15 protein-coding genes are annotated in these 16,622 nt (G+C 67.6%); 1 reads left to right on the forward strand and 14 read right to left on the reverse strand.

Features of this window, described 5'->3' with window-relative positions; genetic code table 11:
• Window positions 1-4: 4 nt before the first annotated feature.
• The 10 genes from ACO07K_RS22550 to ACO07K_RS22595 form a co-directional block, all read right to left on the reverse strand.
• Window positions 5-754: an ABC transporter ATP-binding protein gene (locus ACO07K_RS22550; RefSeq protein WP_422031838.1), complete on the reverse strand. Its 750-nt coding sequence runs from the start codon at window positions 752-754 to the stop codon at window positions 5-7.
• Complete coding sequence (locus ACO07K_RS22555) at window positions 751-2,625, reverse strand: ABC transporter permease (RefSeq protein WP_422031840.1); 1,875 nt, start codon at window positions 2,623-2,625, stop codon at window positions 751-753. Before ACO07K_RS22555 ends, ACO07K_RS22550 begins: the two co-directional genes overlap by 4 nt.
• An 88-nt stretch (window positions 2,626-2,713) precedes the next feature.
• Complete coding sequence (locus ACO07K_RS22560; RefSeq protein WP_422031842.1) at window positions 2,714-3,919, reverse strand: ABC transporter substrate-binding protein; 1,206 nt, start codon at window positions 3,917-3,919, stop codon at window positions 2,714-2,716.
• A gap of 77 nt (window positions 3,920-3,996) precedes the next feature.
• Entirely contained in the window at window positions 3,997-4,377 is a 381-nt protein-coding gene (locus ACO07K_RS22565; RefSeq protein WP_422031844.1) for a hypothetical protein, read from the reverse strand.
• Between the two features lie 10 nt (window positions 4,378-4,387).
• A complete protein-coding gene (locus ACO07K_RS22570) occupies window positions 4,388-4,975 on the reverse strand; it encodes an amino acid synthesis family protein (RefSeq protein WP_422031846.1) in 588 nt (195 codons plus the stop codon).
• Window positions 4,972-5,958, reverse strand: a complete 987-nt coding sequence (locus tag ACO07K_RS22575) for a UPF0280 family protein (protein ID WP_422031848.1) — start codon at window positions 5,956-5,958, stop codon at window positions 4,972-4,974. Before ACO07K_RS22575 ends, ACO07K_RS22570 begins: the two co-directional genes overlap by 4 nt.
• Window positions 5,955-7,385: a 6-hydroxynicotinate reductase gene (locus ACO07K_RS22580; protein WP_422031850.1), complete on the reverse strand. Its 1,431-nt coding sequence runs from the start codon at window positions 7,383-7,385 to the stop codon at window positions 5,955-5,957. Before ACO07K_RS22580 ends, ACO07K_RS22575 begins: the two co-directional genes overlap by 4 nt.
• On the reverse strand, window positions 7,382-10,090 hold the full coding sequence (locus tag ACO07K_RS22585; RefSeq protein ID WP_422031852.1) for a molybdopterin-dependent oxidoreductase: 2,709 nt from the start codon (window positions 10,088-10,090) through the stop codon (window positions 7,382-7,384). Before ACO07K_RS22585 ends, ACO07K_RS22580 begins: the two co-directional genes overlap by 4 nt.
• A complete protein-coding gene (locus tag ACO07K_RS22590) occupies window positions 10,087-10,917 on the reverse strand; it encodes an FAD binding domain-containing protein (RefSeq protein WP_422031854.1) in 831 nt (276 codons plus the stop codon). The genes ACO07K_RS22585 and ACO07K_RS22590 overlap by 4 nt, the downstream gene beginning before the upstream one ends.
• Window positions 10,918-10,975: 58 nt before the next feature.
• Window positions 10,976-11,452 carry a MarR family winged helix-turn-helix transcriptional regulator gene (locus ACO07K_RS22595; protein ID WP_422031856.1) on the reverse strand — a complete coding sequence of 159 codons (477 nt, stop codon included), beginning with the start codon at window positions 11,450-11,452 and terminating at the stop codon, window positions 10,976-10,978.
• Between the two features lie 274 nt (window positions 11,453-11,726).
• On the opposite strand from ACO07K_RS22595, the gene ACO07K_RS22600 reads away from it, so the two are divergent.
• Window positions 11,727-12,926: a CaiB/BaiF CoA transferase family protein gene (locus tag ACO07K_RS22600; protein WP_422031858.1), complete on the forward strand. Its 1,200-nt coding sequence runs from the start codon at window positions 11,727-11,729 to the stop codon at window positions 12,924-12,926.
• Here the strand turns inward: ACO07K_RS22600 and ACO07K_RS22605 are convergent.
• From ACO07K_RS22605 to rpsA, 4 genes are all read right to left on the reverse strand, one after another.
• Window positions 12,913-13,908, reverse strand: coding sequence for an ornithine cyclodeaminase family protein (locus ACO07K_RS22605; RefSeq protein ID WP_422031860.1), 996 nt, complete (start codon window positions 13,906-13,908; stop codon window positions 12,913-12,915). The genes ACO07K_RS22600 and ACO07K_RS22605 overlap by 14 nt on opposite strands.
• Window positions 13,905-14,306, reverse strand: coding sequence for a lipopolysaccharide assembly protein LapA domain-containing protein (locus tag ACO07K_RS22610; RefSeq protein WP_422031862.1), 402 nt, complete (start codon window positions 14,304-14,306; stop codon window positions 13,905-13,907). The genes ACO07K_RS22605 and ACO07K_RS22610 overlap by 4 nt, the downstream gene beginning before the upstream one ends.
• Window positions 14,307-14,364: 58 nt before the next feature.
• Window positions 14,365-14,703: an integration host factor subunit beta gene (gene ihfB, locus ACO07K_RS22615; RefSeq protein ID WP_422031864.1), complete on the reverse strand. Its 339-nt coding sequence runs from the start codon at window positions 14,701-14,703 to the stop codon at window positions 14,365-14,367.
• Between the two features lie 156 nt (window positions 14,704-14,859).
• On the reverse strand, window positions 14,860-16,593 hold the full coding sequence (rpsA, locus tag ACO07K_RS22620; RefSeq protein WP_422031866.1) for a 30S ribosomal protein S1: 1,734 nt from the start codon (window positions 16,591-16,593) through the stop codon (window positions 14,860-14,862).
• Window positions 16,594-16,622 lie beyond the last annotated feature (29 nt).

Below are 16,622 nucleotides of genomic sequence, written 5' to 3' on the forward strand. Positions count from 1 at the left end.
GCGGTCAATGCGCGCTCCCGAGATAGACCGCGCGCACGTTGGGGTTGGCACGGACTTCCGGCGGCGTGCCGCCGGCGATGAGCACGCCGCGGTCGAGCACGATGATGCGGTCGGCCTGGGTGAAGACCACGTCCATGTCGTGCTCGGTGAACAGGACCGCGATATTGCGCGCCCGCGCCAGCCGCGCCGTCAGCTCCATCAGCGCGACCCTCTCCTTGGGCGCCATGCCGGCGGTGGGCTCGTCCATCAGCAGGAGGCGCGGTTCATTGGCCAGCGCGATGGCGAGTTCGACCCGCTTCAGGTCGCCATAGGCCAGCACGCCGCAGGTCCGCTCCGCCTGGTCGAGCATGCCGACCTGATCGAGCAGCGCATCGGCTTCCTTGGCAAAGGCGGCGCCGAAGCGCGACAGCAGCGAGCGCAGCCGGCCGGCATGCGAATAGAGCGCCATCTGCACGTTCTCGCGGACGCTGAGCGAGGCGAAGGTGGCGGTGATCTGGAAGGTGCGCCCGACGCCCAGGCGCCAGATGGCGCGCGGACGCAGGCCCACGATGTCGCGGCCCTCGAGGCGCACGATGCCGGAGTCGGGCGTGAGCTGGCCGTTCAGCATGTTGAAGCAGGTACTCTTGCCTGCGCCGTTGGGCCCGATCAGCGCCAGCATCTCGCCGGCCGACACGGCGAAGGAGACGTCGGCCACGGCCTGGACGCCGCCGAACGCCTTGTGCAGCCCCTCGACCTGGAGGATCGCGTGGCTCATGCCCGCTGCTCCCGCCAGCGCGCGACCAGCGCCTTCAGGCCGCCGACCAGTCCCTGCGGGAACAGCAGCACGATCAGCAGGATCACGCCGCCCATCACCGCGCGCCAGAATTCGGTGTTGCGGGCCACGACGTCGCGCAGCCAGGTGAAGATCGCCGCGCCGACCACCGGGCCAGTGAGCGTCTCGACGCCGCCCAGCAGCACCATGATGAGGCCGTCGGTCGACTGTGCGATCGAGATGCTCGACGGCGAGATGCTGCCCTTGGAGAAGGCGTAGACCGCGCCCGCGAGGCCGGCCAGTGCGCCGACCAGCACGAAGGCCGCCCACTGGAAGCCGCGCAGGTCGATGCCGATCGCCTCGGCGCGCAGCGGCGAATCGCGGCCGGCTCGCAGGGCATAGCCGAAGGGCGAGAACAGCACGCGCCACAGGAAGACGATGCCGGCGCCGCACAGGGCGAGCGCCAGATAGTAGTAGGCGGTCTTGTCGGCCAGCCAGGCCGGCGGCCAGATGCCGAACACGCCGTTGCTGCCGCCCGTCACGGAATCCCACTGGAAGACGATCGACCAGCTGATCTGCGCGAAGGCCAAGGTCAGCATGGCGAGGTAGACGCCCGACAGGCGCACGCAGAACCAGCCGTAGACGATGGCGAACAGGCCGGCGACCAGCGGCGCCAGCAGAAGGGCGGCTTCCATCGGCAGGCCGAAGCGCTTCATCAGCAGGCCCGCCGCATAGGCGCCGATGCCGAAATAGGCGGCGTGGCCGAACGAGACCATGCCGGCCGGCCCCATGATGAAATGCAGCGAGACGGAGAAGAGCGCGAAGCAGACGATGTCGGTCAGCAGGATCGTGGTGTAGCGGTCGGCGACCAGCGGCACGAGGGCGAGCAGCACCAGCCAGACCAGGGCGAAGGTCCAGGACGGCACCTGCAGCCGCGGCGCCGGTTCGGCCGCCCGCTGCGCAGCCTGCGGCTTGCCCAGAAGCCCGTAGGGCCGCACGACCAGCACGAGCGCCATGATCAGGAACTCGACCACCAGCGTGAGCTTGGAGAAAGACACCTCGAAGCCGAACCAGGTCACCGTGCCGATGCCGATGCAGAAGGCCTTGGCGACACCGATGATGATGGCGGCCAGGAAGGCGCCGCCGATACTGCCCAGCCCGCCCACCACCGTGACCACGAAGGCATCGGCGATGATGGCGAGGTCGAGTTCGAGATTGGCCGGCTCGCGCGGGATCTGCAGCGCGCCCCCCAGCCCCGCCAGCACCGAGCCCACGAAGAAGACCGACGTGAAGAGCTTGGCCTGATCGACGCCCAGCGCGCCCACCATCTCGCGGTCCTGGGTCGCCGCCCGCACCAGCGCGCCCCAGCGCGTGCGCGTGAGCAGCAGCCAGACGAGGCCCAGCACGACGGGGCCGATGGCGATCAGCAGCAGGTCGTAGGCCGGGATGCGCCGGCCCATGATCTCGACCGCCATCGAGAGGCCGGGCGCGCGCGGACCGACCAGATCCTCGGCGCCCCAGGTGAAGAGCGCGATGTCCTTGATCACCAGCACGACGGCGAAGGTCGCCAGCAGCTGGAACAGCTCCGGCGCGCGATAGATGCGCCGCAGGACCAGCACCTCGATCAGGACGCCGACCAGCCCGACTGCCAGCGCCGACAGCACGACGGCGCCCCAGAAGCCGAGCGGCGTCCGGCCAAAGAACTCGATCAGCGAGTAGGCGCCGTAGAGCCCCAGCATGTAGAGCGAACCGTGCGCGAAGTTCACGATCCGCGTGACGCCGAAGATCAGCGACAGGCCGGCCGACACGAGAAACAGCGACGCGGCGGCCGCCAGCCCGTTCAGCAGCTGAATGAGGATGGAAGCGAGAGTCATGCGGGTGGCCTACCCCCTCCGGCCCTTCGGGCCACCTCCCCCGTCAGACGGGGGAGGGTTGGGGAGGGGGAAAGCAACAGACGAGCTATCAGTTCTTCGGCCGCATCTTCTGGACGTCGGCGTCGCTCGGCAGGGCGTCCTTGCCGTCGACGAAGCGCCAGTTCTTCATGTAGCCCTTGCCGTCCTTCACGCCGATCTGGCCGACATAGGCGCCCATGGTCGACTGATGGTCGATCGGCCGGTACTCGATCATGCCGAAGGGCGTGATCAGCTTCAGGCCGCTCATGGCGGCGACCAGCTTCTCCTGGTCGAGCGAGCCCGCCTTCTTGATCGCCTCGGCCGCCGACATCACGGTCGCGTAGCCGACCACCGACCCCAGCCGCGGATAGTCCTTGAACTTGGCCTGGTAGGCGTTGAGGAACTTGGTGTGCTCCGGCGTCTTCAGCTCGCTCCACGGATAGCCGGTGACGTACCAGCCGTCGGGCGACTCCTCCTTCAGCGGATCGAGATACTCGGGCTCGCCGGCCAGCAGGTTGAAGACCTCGACGCCCTTGAACAGGCCGCGGGTCTGGCCCTCGCGCACGAACTTCGCGAGGTCGGGTCCGAACAGCGAGGAGAAGATCGCGTCAGGCTTGGCGTCGGCCAAGGCCTGCGCCACGGCGCCCGCATCGATCTTGCCGAGCGGCGGCGCCTGTTCGGCGACGAACTCGACGTCGGGCTGCTTCTCCTTCAGCAGCTTCTTGAAGGCGGCGGTCGCCGACTGGCCGTACTCGTAGTTCGGATAGACGATCGCCCAGCGCTTCTTGTTCAGCTTGACCGCATCGGGAATGAGCATCGCCGTCTGCATGTAGGTCGAGGTGCGCAGGCGGAACGTGTAGGCGTTGCCTTGGTCCCAGACGATCTTGTCGGTCAGCGGCTCGGCGGCGATGAACAGAACCTTGCGCTGCTTGGCGAAATCCGCGACCGCCAGGCCGACATTCGACGGGAAGGTGCCGATCAGGAACGACGCACCCTCGCGGCTCAGCAGCTCCTCGGCCACGCGCACGGCATCGCCGGGATTGCCGTTGTCGTCGCGGCTCACCACCTCGATCTTGCGGCCGAGCACGCCGCCGGCGGCATTGACCTCCTCGACCGCCAGCTCGATGCCCTTCTTGTAGGGTTCGAGGAAGGCCGGGAAGACCTTGTAGCTGTTGAGCTCGCCGATCTTGATCGGTGCCTGCGCGGCAGCCGGTCCGACGAGCGACAGCGCCACGAGCGCGGCAGTGCCGGCAAGCAGGCGATTGCGGGTCAGCATGACATCCCCCTCCTGAATAAGTGAAAAAATTCCCCGTGAACCGACCCTAGCGAGGCCGGCCCCTCTCCCACAAGCGCTCAGTCGGCAAAGCTCGACCGTGCCTGTATTCCCCAGTGACCCTCCTGCAAGGTCACGATGTAGATCGTCTCGAAGACGCCCAGACGCGAGCCGTCCTCGCGCCAGCGGCTGAACTTCACCTTGAGATGGACCTTGTCGCGGCCGACATGGATCGGCGTGCGCTCGTCCCACGTGCTGTGATGCCAGCCGTCGCCGGCGCGGGCGACGAAATCGCCCAGCTTGTAGTCGCCGTGGTTGGGCCACACGACCACCTTGCCGCCCGCGAGTCGCACATGCGGGAAATTGCAGGCGTCGTTGACGGCCGGCTCGTCATGGCGATTCAGGCCGTCGATATAGTCGTCCATGACCTTCAGCGCGGCCGCGAGCGCCTCGTCGCTCATCGTTGGCGCCTCATCGCTGCCCGTCCCCGAGCTTGATCCCGTCCGGCGTCAGCCCGCCGACCCGGGCATAGGGCCGGCCCCCGATCGAGGCGGCGACGATGAACACGATCTCGTCCGGACGCGGCCCATCGGGCACGCAGAACTCGATGGCATCGAAATGGCTGCGCACATAGGCCGCCGTGACGTGATGAAGTGGAATGTCGATGCGCGCGCCAGCGGTCGCGACCTTCACGGTCGAGGGCACGATCGACTTGGCGCCGCCCATCGCATGGCGGATGCCGAAGCCGCTGGGCTGATGCCAAAGTGCGGCATGTTCCAGCTCGCCGTTCAACCCGACGATGGCGCCCTTGCCGTAAGCTTCCAGCTCGGAGCCCTTGGCGCCCAGGATCTTCATCACCCGCTCGGTGAGATCGACCGCGAGCGGTTCCAGCGCCTTCATCATCGGCTGGATGTCGGCCTCGTGGCGACCGGCATAGGGGTTGGCGATGACGCCGCCGACCACCGCCTTGGTGACCGGGCGCGCCAGCGCCGGCCCGAAGTCGTGGAGCGTCTCCTCGACCGTCGCCACGTATTTCCGCACTTTCACCAGATCGCTCATCCCGCCTCCGACAGAGCAAGCGGCGTGCCGCCTGTCTCAATTCTCCATTGTCCTTCGAGCGACAGCGCGGCGCTGTCGATCAGGCCGCACAGCCTGAGCCGCCGCGCTTCCATCCTTCCGCGATCGAGAGCCACCGCCACGATCTCCGGCGGCAACTCACCGACCGCCACCGTGACGGGCAGCTTGCCGAGATCGCTGTCCGGATCGAGGTCACAGGCAGGCCGGCGCTCGATCGCCGGATGGTCGGCATTCACCGCGTTGGCGATCATGGTCGCTCCGGCATCGGCCGCCGCCGCCGTGGCGGCCAGCACGGTCACGGACTCCGCGATACCCAGCGAGAAGGAGCGCCCGCCCCGGCCCGAGGTCGCGATGCCACGCACCGGCCGCTCGTGCGTGAGCGAGGCCACGCCGTCCAATGTCTTATGCCCTTTCTCCCCATTCAAATGGGGAGGTGGCGGCGTAACCGCCGACGGAGGGGTCAGCCCTTGCGGTGGCGACGAGCATGACCCCATCGCCCCGTATGACGGGGCACTTCCCCATCTGAATGGGGAAGAGACTGAATCAGCGACGATACCGGCGCGCAAGCTCTGCCCGGGCGTCAGATGGATCGCGATGTCGCCGCCGTCGTTCACGTAGGCCTTGTCGAGCATGCGGCCACGGACCAGCGCCTGCAGCATCTCGTCGGCAACGGCGCCGGCAACGGCAGCCATCGGCGTGATGTAGCGAGCGCGATGCGGCCACACGGCTTCGGCCATGCGCCGCGCCACCGGACCCTGCAGCAGCGGATAGGCCTCGCCGACCGGCCGGCGTAGCACGGTCAGCTCGCCGACCAGGGTCGGCAGGATGTCGCCAAAGCGATCGATGGCTTGCGCATAGGCACGCTCGACCTCGTCCGCCGCGCCGAAGGCTTCGACGATGAGATCGATCGGCCCGTGCTGCAGATGCAGCCGTCCGTCGGCGAAACGGGCGGCGACGGCGCTCATTCGATCCGCACCTTGTGCCCCGCGATCACATCTTCCAGCGTAACCGCACGCGAGGCGTAGCCGCCCAGCGCCGCATAATCGTCAGCCCGCAGCGTGAATTCGATCGGCGCGACCAGCGCCGGTGTCGGCACGTAGCCGAAGGATCTCTCCGGCATGCGCGCCACGTCGACCATCAGGGTGATGCCGCCGCCCGGCCAGATGAAGGCCGGCGCGCCGCCCAGCGTGACTTTCGTCAGCGTGTCGCGCACCGAGCGCGTCAACCGCACCGGGTTCTCGGTCACGCCGGCGCGCAGCGACCCGCCGGCACCGGCCATGAACAGCACGGTGCAGAGCGCGGGCTCGCAATTCTCGGCGATGCGTTCGACGACGTGGCGCACCGGCGCGGGCATCTCGGCGGGCTGTGGCTTCAAAGTCTCGTCGAGCGTGAACCAGGCCGAATGCTCCCCGGTCGTCGAGACCATCAGCAGCTTGAGCCCCGGCCAGGCCTGCTTCGGATCGATCCTCTCGATGATTTCCAGCGGGTCGCTGACATTGGTGCCGCCCCAGCCCAGCCCCGGCTCCGCCACTTGGAAGTACCGGCCCGGCGTCGAGCGCCGGCCGCGCACGCGGATACCGGCAGGTTTCATGTCGAGGAAGACGCCGCCCTGGTGCTCGCTCAGCACGCCGGTGATGTGGTCGTCGACCACGATCACCTCGTCGACATGGTCCTTCCATTGCGGCGCGAACATGCCGATGGCGGCCGAGCCGCAGCCGACCCGCATGCGCTCCTCGAGCGTGCCGTTCACCACCGGCGGCCGGTCGGCCTGCACGATCACCGTCGAGCCGCCGTCGATGGTGAGTTCGACGGCCTCGCGATTGCACAGCGCCAACAGCGTGTCGCAGGTGACGACGCCTTCTTTCTTGCTGCCGCCGGTGAGATGGTGGACGCCACCCAGCGACAGCATCTGCGAGCCGTATTCTGCGGTGGTGACATGGCCCACTGCCTCGCCCTTCACCCGCACCGCCGCCTGCTCGGGCCCGAGATAGCGGTCGGTGTCGATCTTCACCTTGACGCCGCAGTAGCTGAAGATGCCCTCGGTCACGACCGTGACCATGTCGACGCCGTCAGGCTTCGACGAGACGATGAAGGGCGCGGGCTTGTAGTCGGGATAGGTGGTGGTGGCACCGATCCCGGTGACGAAGGCGCCCTCGCCCTTGCCCAGTTCGCCGCGCCAGGCTTCGCTGCCTTCCACGAACGCGATGCGCGCGAGATCGGGCTTGGCCAGCAGCACCAGCGGATCGACCCTCACCAGTGCGCCATTCTCGTTGGCATAGCGGTCGCAGGCGCCGGCGCGGCCGGGGCGGATGCGGCACAGGACGGGACAGGCGTCGCAGCGCACGATGCCCGCGCTGCGTTCGGCCTCCGAGAGCGAGATGTCGTCGCTCATGCCTTGCTCCTTTGCTGGGCGACCATGGCCTCGCGCAGGCGGTGCGGCAGCAGCGGGACGCGGTGGGCGCGCACGCCGGTCGCGTGATGGACGGCGCCCAGGATGGCCGGGGCCGTCGGCACCAGCGCCGGTTCGCCGATTCCCTTGGCGCCCGAGGGACCCAGCGGTTCGCGATCCTCGATCAGCAGGCACTCGATCTCGGGAACGTCGCCCACGGTCGGGATGAGATAGTCGTGCAGGTTCTCGGTGCGGCCGGGCAAGTATTCTTCCATCAGCGCGAGGCCCAGCCCCTGCGCCACGCCGCCCTGGATCTGGCCCTCGACGAGCGTCGGATTGATCGCCCGGCCGACATCGTGCGCGGCCACGATGCGCAACACCTTCACCGTCCCCAGTTCGATATCGACCTCGACCTCGGCCAGCTGCGCGGCGAAAGCATAGGTCGCGTAGGGCACGCCCTGCCCGTCGGCATCGAGCGGCGTCGTCGGCGGATCGAAGGTGCCTTCGCCCATCAGCGGACCAGCCGTGGCGACATCGATGGTCCGCACGTCGGCGCCATCGCGCACCGAGAGCTTTGCGCCCTCGAGCGACAGGATCGCGTTGGAGCCGGCATTGGCCAGTCGCAGGATCTGCTGGCGCAGATCCTGTCCGGCCTTCTCCGCCGCCTTGCCCGACACGAAGGTCTGGCGCGACGCCGAGGTCTTGCCGGCATCGGCCGTCAGATCGGTATCGCCCGTCACCAGCTTGAACTGTTCGGCGGGTAGACCGACCGCATCGGCGGCGATCTGCACCATGATGGTGTTGCTGCCCTGACCGATGTCGAGCGCACCGTTGTAGAGCGTCAGCGTCCCGGCCGGCGACAGGCCGACCCGCATGCGCGACGGGTTCGACATCGAGGTGTTGCCGATCCCGTACCACATGCAGCCGATGCCGATGCCGCGGCGATGCGGACCGCCCGTCTCGTTGAACGCCGCGATTTCCTCGTGTGCCTTCCGCCAATGCGGCCGCAATGCTTCGAGACACTGCGCGAGGCCGGCGGAATGCGTGAGCGTCTGGCCTGTCGCCGTCGTATCGCCGGCGCGCAGGGCGTTGCGATGACGGAACTCCAGCCGGTCGATCCCGAGCCTGTCGGCGAGTTCATCCATCATCGCCTCGTGCGCGATGGCGGCCTGCGGCACGCCGAAGCCGCGGAAAGCGCCGGCCGGCGGTCCGTTGGTGAAATAGGCTTCGCCCCAGGTCCGCACGTTGGGGATGGCATAGGGTCCCATCGCATGCACCGGCACGCGATTGGCGACGGTCGGTCCCCAGGACGCATAGGCGCCGGTGTCGAAGAGGGCAGTCACGTCGCAGGCCTGCAGCTTGCCCTCGGTATCGCAGCCGAAACGCGCCGTGACCCGTGCGGGATGCCGCTTGGTGCTGGCGGCCATGCTTTCGGGCCGCGTGTAGACCAGTGCCACGGGACGTCCCAGAGTCCAGGCCGCAATGGCGATCAGCGGCTGCACCGAGAGATCGAGCTTGCCGCCGAAGCCGCCGCCGCAGGCCGTCGGCACGATGCGCACCGCCTCCGGCTTCAGTCGCATCAGGTTGGCGATCTCGTCGCGGTCCATGTAGGGCGTCTGGGTGGTCGCGTGGATTTCGATCCGGTCGCCGACCCGGCGCGCCCAGCCGGCCTCGGGTTCGATATAGGCGTGCTCGACGAACGCCGTCTCGAACGTGCCTTCGGCCACGGCGGCGCAATCCTCGAACGCAGCCAGCGCGTCGCCGCGCTTCACCCCGCCCTTCAGCAGCAGGTTGCCCGGCCTGTCGGCCTGCACCAGCGGTGCGTCCTCCGCCATCGCGGCGTCAACGCCGAAGAGCGGCGGCTCGGGTCTCCAGGTGATCGGCACCTCGTCGTCGCGGATCGCCATTACCTCGGCGCGCTCGCCGACCAGCGCGACGACCGCCTCGCCGCGATAGCGGACATGCCCGTCGGCCAGTACCGGCTGGTCCTTGATGTCGGGATAGATGCCGTAGCCGTTGAACGGCACGTCCGCCGCCGTCAGCACCGCGGTGAGACGCCGCCGCAGCGGTTCGAGATCGCCCAGCTCGAAGCGCGCCCGCGCATGCGGCGAGCGCACGACGCGAATCCACAGCGCATCCTTGGGAATGCCATCGGCGCCGAACACGTCGCGCCCCGTCACCTTGGCCGGACCGTCGACCCGCACGATTCGCGACCCGACGGCTCGGCCTGCCATCGGTGCACTCGCCGGCGCCGGGGATACGACATCCATCACGGCATCGACGATCTTGCCGTAACCGGTGCAGCGGCAGAGCACGCCGCCCAGAGCGTCCTCGACCTCGGCCCGGCTCGGCTTGCTGTTCCGCCGCACCAGCTCCTGCGCGGCCATCAGCATGCCGGGCGTACAGATGCCGCACTGCGCCGCGCCATGATCGAGAAATGATTGCTGGAGCACGGCGATCGAATCGCCGGCAGCGGCAAGACCTTCCACCGTCTCGACGCTGCGACCCGCGACCTGGCCCATGGCCACGAGGCAGGAACAGACCTGGCGCCCATCCAACAGGACGGTGCAGGCGCCGCAATCGCCGGCATCGCAGCCGATCTTCGTGCCGGTCAGACCAAGATCGTCGCGCAGGGCCGCGGCCAGCCGCGTGACCGGCGCACCATCCCAGCTTGCAGCACGACCGTTGAGGGTGAAATCAAGTTTCATGCCGAGACCTTCGCCAGGAGCCGCCGCAGCAGGACCAGGGCCACATCGCCGCGATACGCCGCGCTGCCCCTGATGTCGTCGATCGGCGACAAGGGCGCGAGATGGGACGGCTCGACCCGTTCGCCGAGCGTGGCGTCGAACGAGGTGCCGATCAGCGCCTGCTCCAGCCGGGGCAGACGCTGCGCCACCGGCGAACAGGCGCCGACGGCCACGCGGGCGGCGGCGACTTTACCGTCTGCGACCTCGACCACAGCAGAAGCCATCGCAATGGAGATCACCAGGTAACGCCTGGCCCCCAGTTTCATGAAGGCGCTCCTCGCCGCGGCGCGCGGGCGTGGCACATGGAGCGCCACGACGAGTTCGCCCGGCAGCCGGGCCGTCTTGCGCACGCCGGTGATGAAGGAGGCGAGCGGCAGGCGCCGTGTGCCGTCGCGGTGCGCGAGCTCCACCTCGGCCTCGAGTGCCAGCAGGGCCGGCACGCCATCGGCCGCGGGCGAGGCGTTGCAGACATTTCCCGCAATCGTACCGCTATTCTGAATCTGCCGGCCGCCGACCTCGCGTGCCGCCTGCTTCAGCCCATCGAACAACGGCGGCAGGCTTGCTTCGACCAGTTCGCTCCAGGTCGTGGTGGCGCCCAGCCGCCAGCTCTCGTCCGTCTCCGAAATGCCGCGCAGGGCAGCGATTCCCGCAATGTCGAGAATGTCCTCGGTGATCGAGGGTCCGACCCGCGTCGGATAGAAGTCGGTGCCACCAGCCAGCACCGTGAAAGGTCGGGTCAGTGCCTGGAGAGCCTCTTCAAGGCCTCGGGGTCGGAGATAGGCGCCCATATCGTTCGTGTACGTACGATGACACAGGCTCCGTGCGAGTCAAATGAATGAGTCGGATTCAGATGATTCGCGACAGAAGATCGAGGAGTTGCTTCTGTTCCTGGGAGCTGAGCGGCTTCAGCGTCTCGCGCGAGACCGCCGGCCCGTTCAGCAGCAGCCGGTTGACCAGCTTCTGGCCCTCGGTCGTCAGGCTGAGCAGCGTGCGGCGCGCATCGCCGGGATCGGGCCGCGAATCGACCAGCCCGCGTTCCTTCAACCGGCGCACCACACCCTGCATCGTCGCCTTGTCCATCCCGACGAGACGGCCGAGGAGGTTCTGGGACAGCTCGCCATACTCGTCGAGCTTCGCCATGCTCGAATACTGGGTCGGCGTGATGTTGGGATCGCCGATGCTACCCTGGAAGATCGCGCTCGCCCGCTGATGGGCGCGGCGCAGCAGATAGCCGATCTGGTCTTCGATGCGATAAGGCCTGGAGGCCGCGCTGCTCGATGCCGCCTTAGGCTCGTGCTGCTTCTTTGCAACGTTGCTTCGCATCGCCCCCCCGGCTCGCTGTCCCTTGGCTACACCGGCACGGCGCATCGCACAACGGTCACATGAAGCGCTTTGTCCGAGCGTGGAAATGGGGGAATTTCCAAGTCTCCTGCAACCCCGCGTTTGCGTGCGCGCCGGGTCCTTCACGGTCACCGGGCATTATCCAACGGCTTCAATGATTTCCGTCCGCGTTTTGCGGCGCAATGGCAGCAACGATGACGCGCCGGCGGGGCGGTGGCAGTGTGATCGCCCCCCATTCGCAACACAGGATATTAAAATGCCCGGCGCGCTCGAAGGCATAAGGATCGTCGACCTCACCAACATCATCCTCGGTCCCTACGGCACGATGCTGCTGGCCGACCAGGGCGCCGACGTCATCAAGGTCGAGGCACCGGAAGGCGACGCCGTGCGGCACATCGGCAAGCCCGGCAAGACACCCGGCATGGGGCCGACCTATCTGTACGTCAATCGCAACAAGCGCTCGCTCTGCCTCGATCTCAAGAACAAGGACGCGCGCGCGGCCCTGCTCAAGGTCGTGGCGACGGCCGATGCCTTCGTCCATGCCTTGCGGCCCCAGGCCATCGAGGCGCTGGGGCTGGGCTACGAGGAGATCCGCAAGATCAAGCCCGACATCGTCTATGTCGGCGCCTATGGCTATTCGGCCGAAGGTCCTTACGGAAAACTGCCGGCCTACGACGACGCCATCCAGGCCCGCTTCGGCATCGCCGACCTGATGGGCCGAGCGGCCGGCGACGACGTCCCGCGCTATCCGCCGACGATCATCGCCGACAAGACGGTGGGCCTCACCTTCGCCTTCTCGACCCTGTCAGCCCTGATGCATCGCCAGCGCACCGGCGAGGGTCAGTTCGTCGAAGTGCCGATGTTCGAGACCATGTCGGCTTGGCTGATGGTCGAGCATCTGTGGGAGCGCACCTTCAGCGACGAGGGCGAGGTCGGCTACACCCGCCTGCTCGCCCGCACCCGCAAGCCCTACCGCACGCTCGACGGCTGGATGGCGATCCTGCCCTACAACGACAAGCACTGGCGCAACTTCTTCGAGCTGGTCGGCCGGTCGGAGGTGCTGCAGGACCCGCGCTATTCGACCATCAACGCCCGCTCGATGCATATCGGCGACATGTACGCGATGGTCGAGGCGATCGCGCCCTCGAAGACCACCGGCGAATGGGTGAAGCTGCTCGACCAAGCCCAGATTCCCAACGCCCCGGTTTCGAAGCCGGCCGACCTGTTCGAGGACCCTCACCTCGTGTGGCGCCAGCTCTTCAAGAAATATCCGCACCCGACGGAAGGCGAGATCATGATGGTCGAGCCGCCGATGACCATGAGCCGGACACCGCCTTCCATCCGCACCATGGCGCCGCTGCAGGGTCAGGATTCGCGCGCGGTCCTGGCCGAAGCCGGCGTCGGCGCCGAGGAGATCGAGGCGCTGAAAACGGCCGGCGCGCTCATCGAACCGTAGCCTCGACCGCCAGCTCGGCGGCGGCGAGGTCCTCGAGCGCGGCACCGACCGACTTGAACAGGGTGATCGACGTGTGATCGTCGGCCGCGCGGCCGCTTCGCTCACCGCGCGCCAGTTCGAACAGATCGGCGACGACGGCGGCTTCCGTGATGGCCCCGCTGGCGATGGCCTGTACGACGTCGCCACCCTCCTTCAGGGCGCCGGCACGGGTGTCGACATAGAGGCGGGCGCGTTGCACGGCTCGATCGTTGCTCTCGCGCATCTGCGGCGTATAGGCGCCCACCAGATCGACATGCTGGCCATCGCGCAGCCAGTCGCCTTCGACCAGAGGCTCTTTCGAGAGCGTCGCACAGGACACGATGTCCGCATCCTGTAGCGCGGCGCGTCGGTCGCTGACGGCCCGCACGGTGACCGGTCGGCCGACCGCCTCCGGCAGCGACGCCGACAGTCTCTCGGCCAGGGCCTCTGCCTGTTTGGCCGTCCGGCCCCAGATCGCCACGTCGCGAATCGGTCGGACCTTGGCATGCACGCGGATCAGTTCCGGCGCGAGCGCGCCCGTCCCGATCATCAGCAGAGACGCGGCATCGGGCCGCGACAGGTAGCGCGAAGCCAGGCCCGAGGCGCAGGCCGTGCGCCGCTTGGTCAGCATCGTACCGTCGAGCAGCGCCAGGGTGGCGCCCGTGCTGCCGTCCAGCAGCAGGTATTGGCCGTAGATCGACGGCAGCGAACGCTTGCCGTTGTCGGGGAACACGGTGACGACCTTGACGCCGACGCGGCCGGAGACTGCCCCCGGCTGAGCGGTCGTCCAGGCCGGCATCAACAGCAGCATCGCATCGGACGACCCTGGGCCGAGCGGCTCCCGGATCGGATGGTGATGACGCACCGGCATCTCGCAGCCGGCGCGGAACAGCCCATCGAGCCGGTCGATCAACGCGAGGTCGTCCAGGGCGGCATCGATCTCGGCCGCCGACAGGACCTTCACGAGAAGGGACCCCGCGCGGCGCGCGTGCCGAGCTCGGGTGCCACGAGGGCGCTCTGGCGCTCCAGGGCGCGCTGGTCGCGCGGCGCCGGGCCGCTGGGTGCGGCCGGTTGCGACGCCGCGTGGGCGGCGCGCAGGCGCGCGACCTCGCGGTCCAGCCGGGCGGCCTCGCCACCGGCCTCGCGGGCGCGGCGACGGTGATGGCGACCGGCCCACCATCCCATACTGAGCCCGGCGAGGACGCCCAACATCAGCATGGCGACGACCAGCAGATAGACCGGCATGACGATGATGTGCGGCAACGGCCACAGCGCCAGCTGGACGGTCTGCGTATTGCTGACCGCGACCAGCACGCCGATCAGGATGAAGAGCAGGAACAGGGCACGCGAGAGGATTTTCATGCGGCCCGGAGAATGCCACAGCCCGCCCCCACCACGCGAGCGAACGATCAGGGCTGATTTATCTCTTGTTGTCGTCGTCCGCAGAGTCGGGCGGCAGCAGGCCGGCGGCGCGCGCGGCCTCCTTGTTCAGCCGGTCGCGCAGGTCCTTGCCGGTCTTGAAATAGGGCACGCGCTTGGAGGCGACGGAGACCTGCTCGCCGGTGCGCGGGTTGCGGCCGGTGCGCGGATCGCGCTTCTTCACGGAGAAGGCGCCGAAACCGCGCAGCTCGACCCTGTGACCGGACGCCAGCGCCTTGGAGATCTCGTCGAACACAGTCGCGACGATCCGCTCGACATCCCTCTGGTAGAGATGCGGATTCCGGGCCGCCAGGCGCGCAATCAGCTCGGACTTGGTCATCGCGTTTCCATGGCGGGCGCTTCAGGCCCGGAGAAATCGTTGTTAAGTCCTTGATATTAAACCGGATAACGATGTCGTCAAGCCTAACCCCTTGAAAGCAAAAGAAAAGGCCGACCCTTGCGGGTCGGCCTTGCCGTAAACCATGATGAAAACGGCTTACTTCTCGTCGTCGTCGGCTTCTGCCCTCTTCTTGAGGGCCGCGCCGAGGATGTCGCCCAGGCTGGCGCCCGAGTCGGACGAACCGAAGTCGGCCATCGCCTTCTTCTCCTCGTCGAGTTCACGCGCCTTGACCGACAGCACGACGCGGCGCGAGGCCTTGTCGATGTTGGTGATCTTGGCGTCGAGCTTGTCGCCGATCGCGTAGCGGTCGGGACGCTGCTCGGAGCGGTCGCGGCTGAGTTCCGTCTTGCGGATGAAGCCCGGAATGCCGTCCTGCACCGTGACGTCGATGCCGTTGTCCTGGATGCCGGCCACGATGACGGTGACCACGTCGCCCTTCTTGGCGACCGCGCCGACCTTCTCGAACGGATCGTTGGCCAGCTGCTTGATGCCGAGCGAGATGCGCTCCTTGTCCATGTCGACGTCGAGGACCTTGACCTTGACCTGGTCGCCCTTCTTGAAGTCGCGGATCGCCTCTTCGCCGGCCTTGTCCCAGCTCAGGTCGCTGAGATGGACCATGCCGTCGATGTCGCCGGGCAGGCCCACGAACAGGCCGAACTCGGTGATGTTGCGAACCTCGCCTTCGATCTCGGTACCGGCCGGGAACTTGTCGGCGAAGCTCTCCCACGGGTTGGCCATGCACTGCTTCAGGCCGAGCGAGATGCGGCGCTTGGACATGTCGACGTCCAGCACCATCACTTCGACTTCCTGCGAGGTCGAGACGATCTTGCCGGGGTGCACGTTCTTCTTGGTCCAGCTCATTTCGGAGACGTGGACCAGACCCTCGACGCCGGGCTCCAGTTCGACGAACGCGCCGTAGTCGGTGATGTTGGTGACGCGGCCCTTGAGCTTGAGGCCGACCGGGTACTTGGCACCCGCGCCGTCCCACGGATCGCTCATCAGCTGCTTCATGCCGAGCGAGATGCGCTGCGTCTCGGGGTTGAAGCGGACGACCTGCACCTTGACCTGCTGGCCGATGGTGAGGGCTTCCGACGGATGGTTGATGCGCTTCCAGGCGATGTCGGTGACATGGAGCAGGCCGTCGACGCCGCCCAGATCCACGAACGCGCCGTAGTCGGTGATGTTCTTGACGACGCCGTCGAGCACCTGGCCTTCCGACAGCGCGCCCATCAGGCGCGTGCGGTCCTCGGCGCGGGTCTCTTCCATGACGGCGCGGCGCGACACGACGATGTTGCCGCGGCGACGGTCCATCTTGAGGATGGCGAACTGCTGGGCCTGGCCCATCAGCGGGCCGACATCGCGCACCGGGCGCACGTCGACCTGGCTACCCGGCAGGAAGGCCACGGCGCCCGAGAGGTCGACCGTGAAGCCACCCTTCACCCGGCCGAAGATCGTGCCCATGACACGTTCCTGGTCGGTGAACGCCTTCTCGAGAACGGTCCAGGCCTCTTCGCGGCGAGCCTTGTCGCGCGACAGGACGGCCTCGCCCTCCTTGTTCTCCATACGGTCGACGAAGATGTCGACCACGTCGCCTTCCTTGATCTCAGGGGCTCCGGTGCCACCGTTGGAGAACTCACGCAGCGCGACGCGGCCCTCGGACTTGAGGCCGACATCCACCACGACGAAATCGTTGGCAATGCGAATGACGCGGCCCTTGACGACCGTGCCTTCGAAGCTCGTCGAACCGCCCAGCGATTCTTCGAGAAGTGCCGCAAACTCGTCGCTCGACGTGTCGTTCGCGGGTCTACGCAGGGCGCTGCCCTTTGCCATATGGAACTCTCCATCATCGATCCCGGGAC

The sequence above is a fragment of the Reyranella sp. genome (genome assembly GCF_965228225.1).
Taxonomy (GTDB): Bacteria; Pseudomonadota; Alphaproteobacteria; order Reyranellales; family Reyranellaceae; genus Reyranella.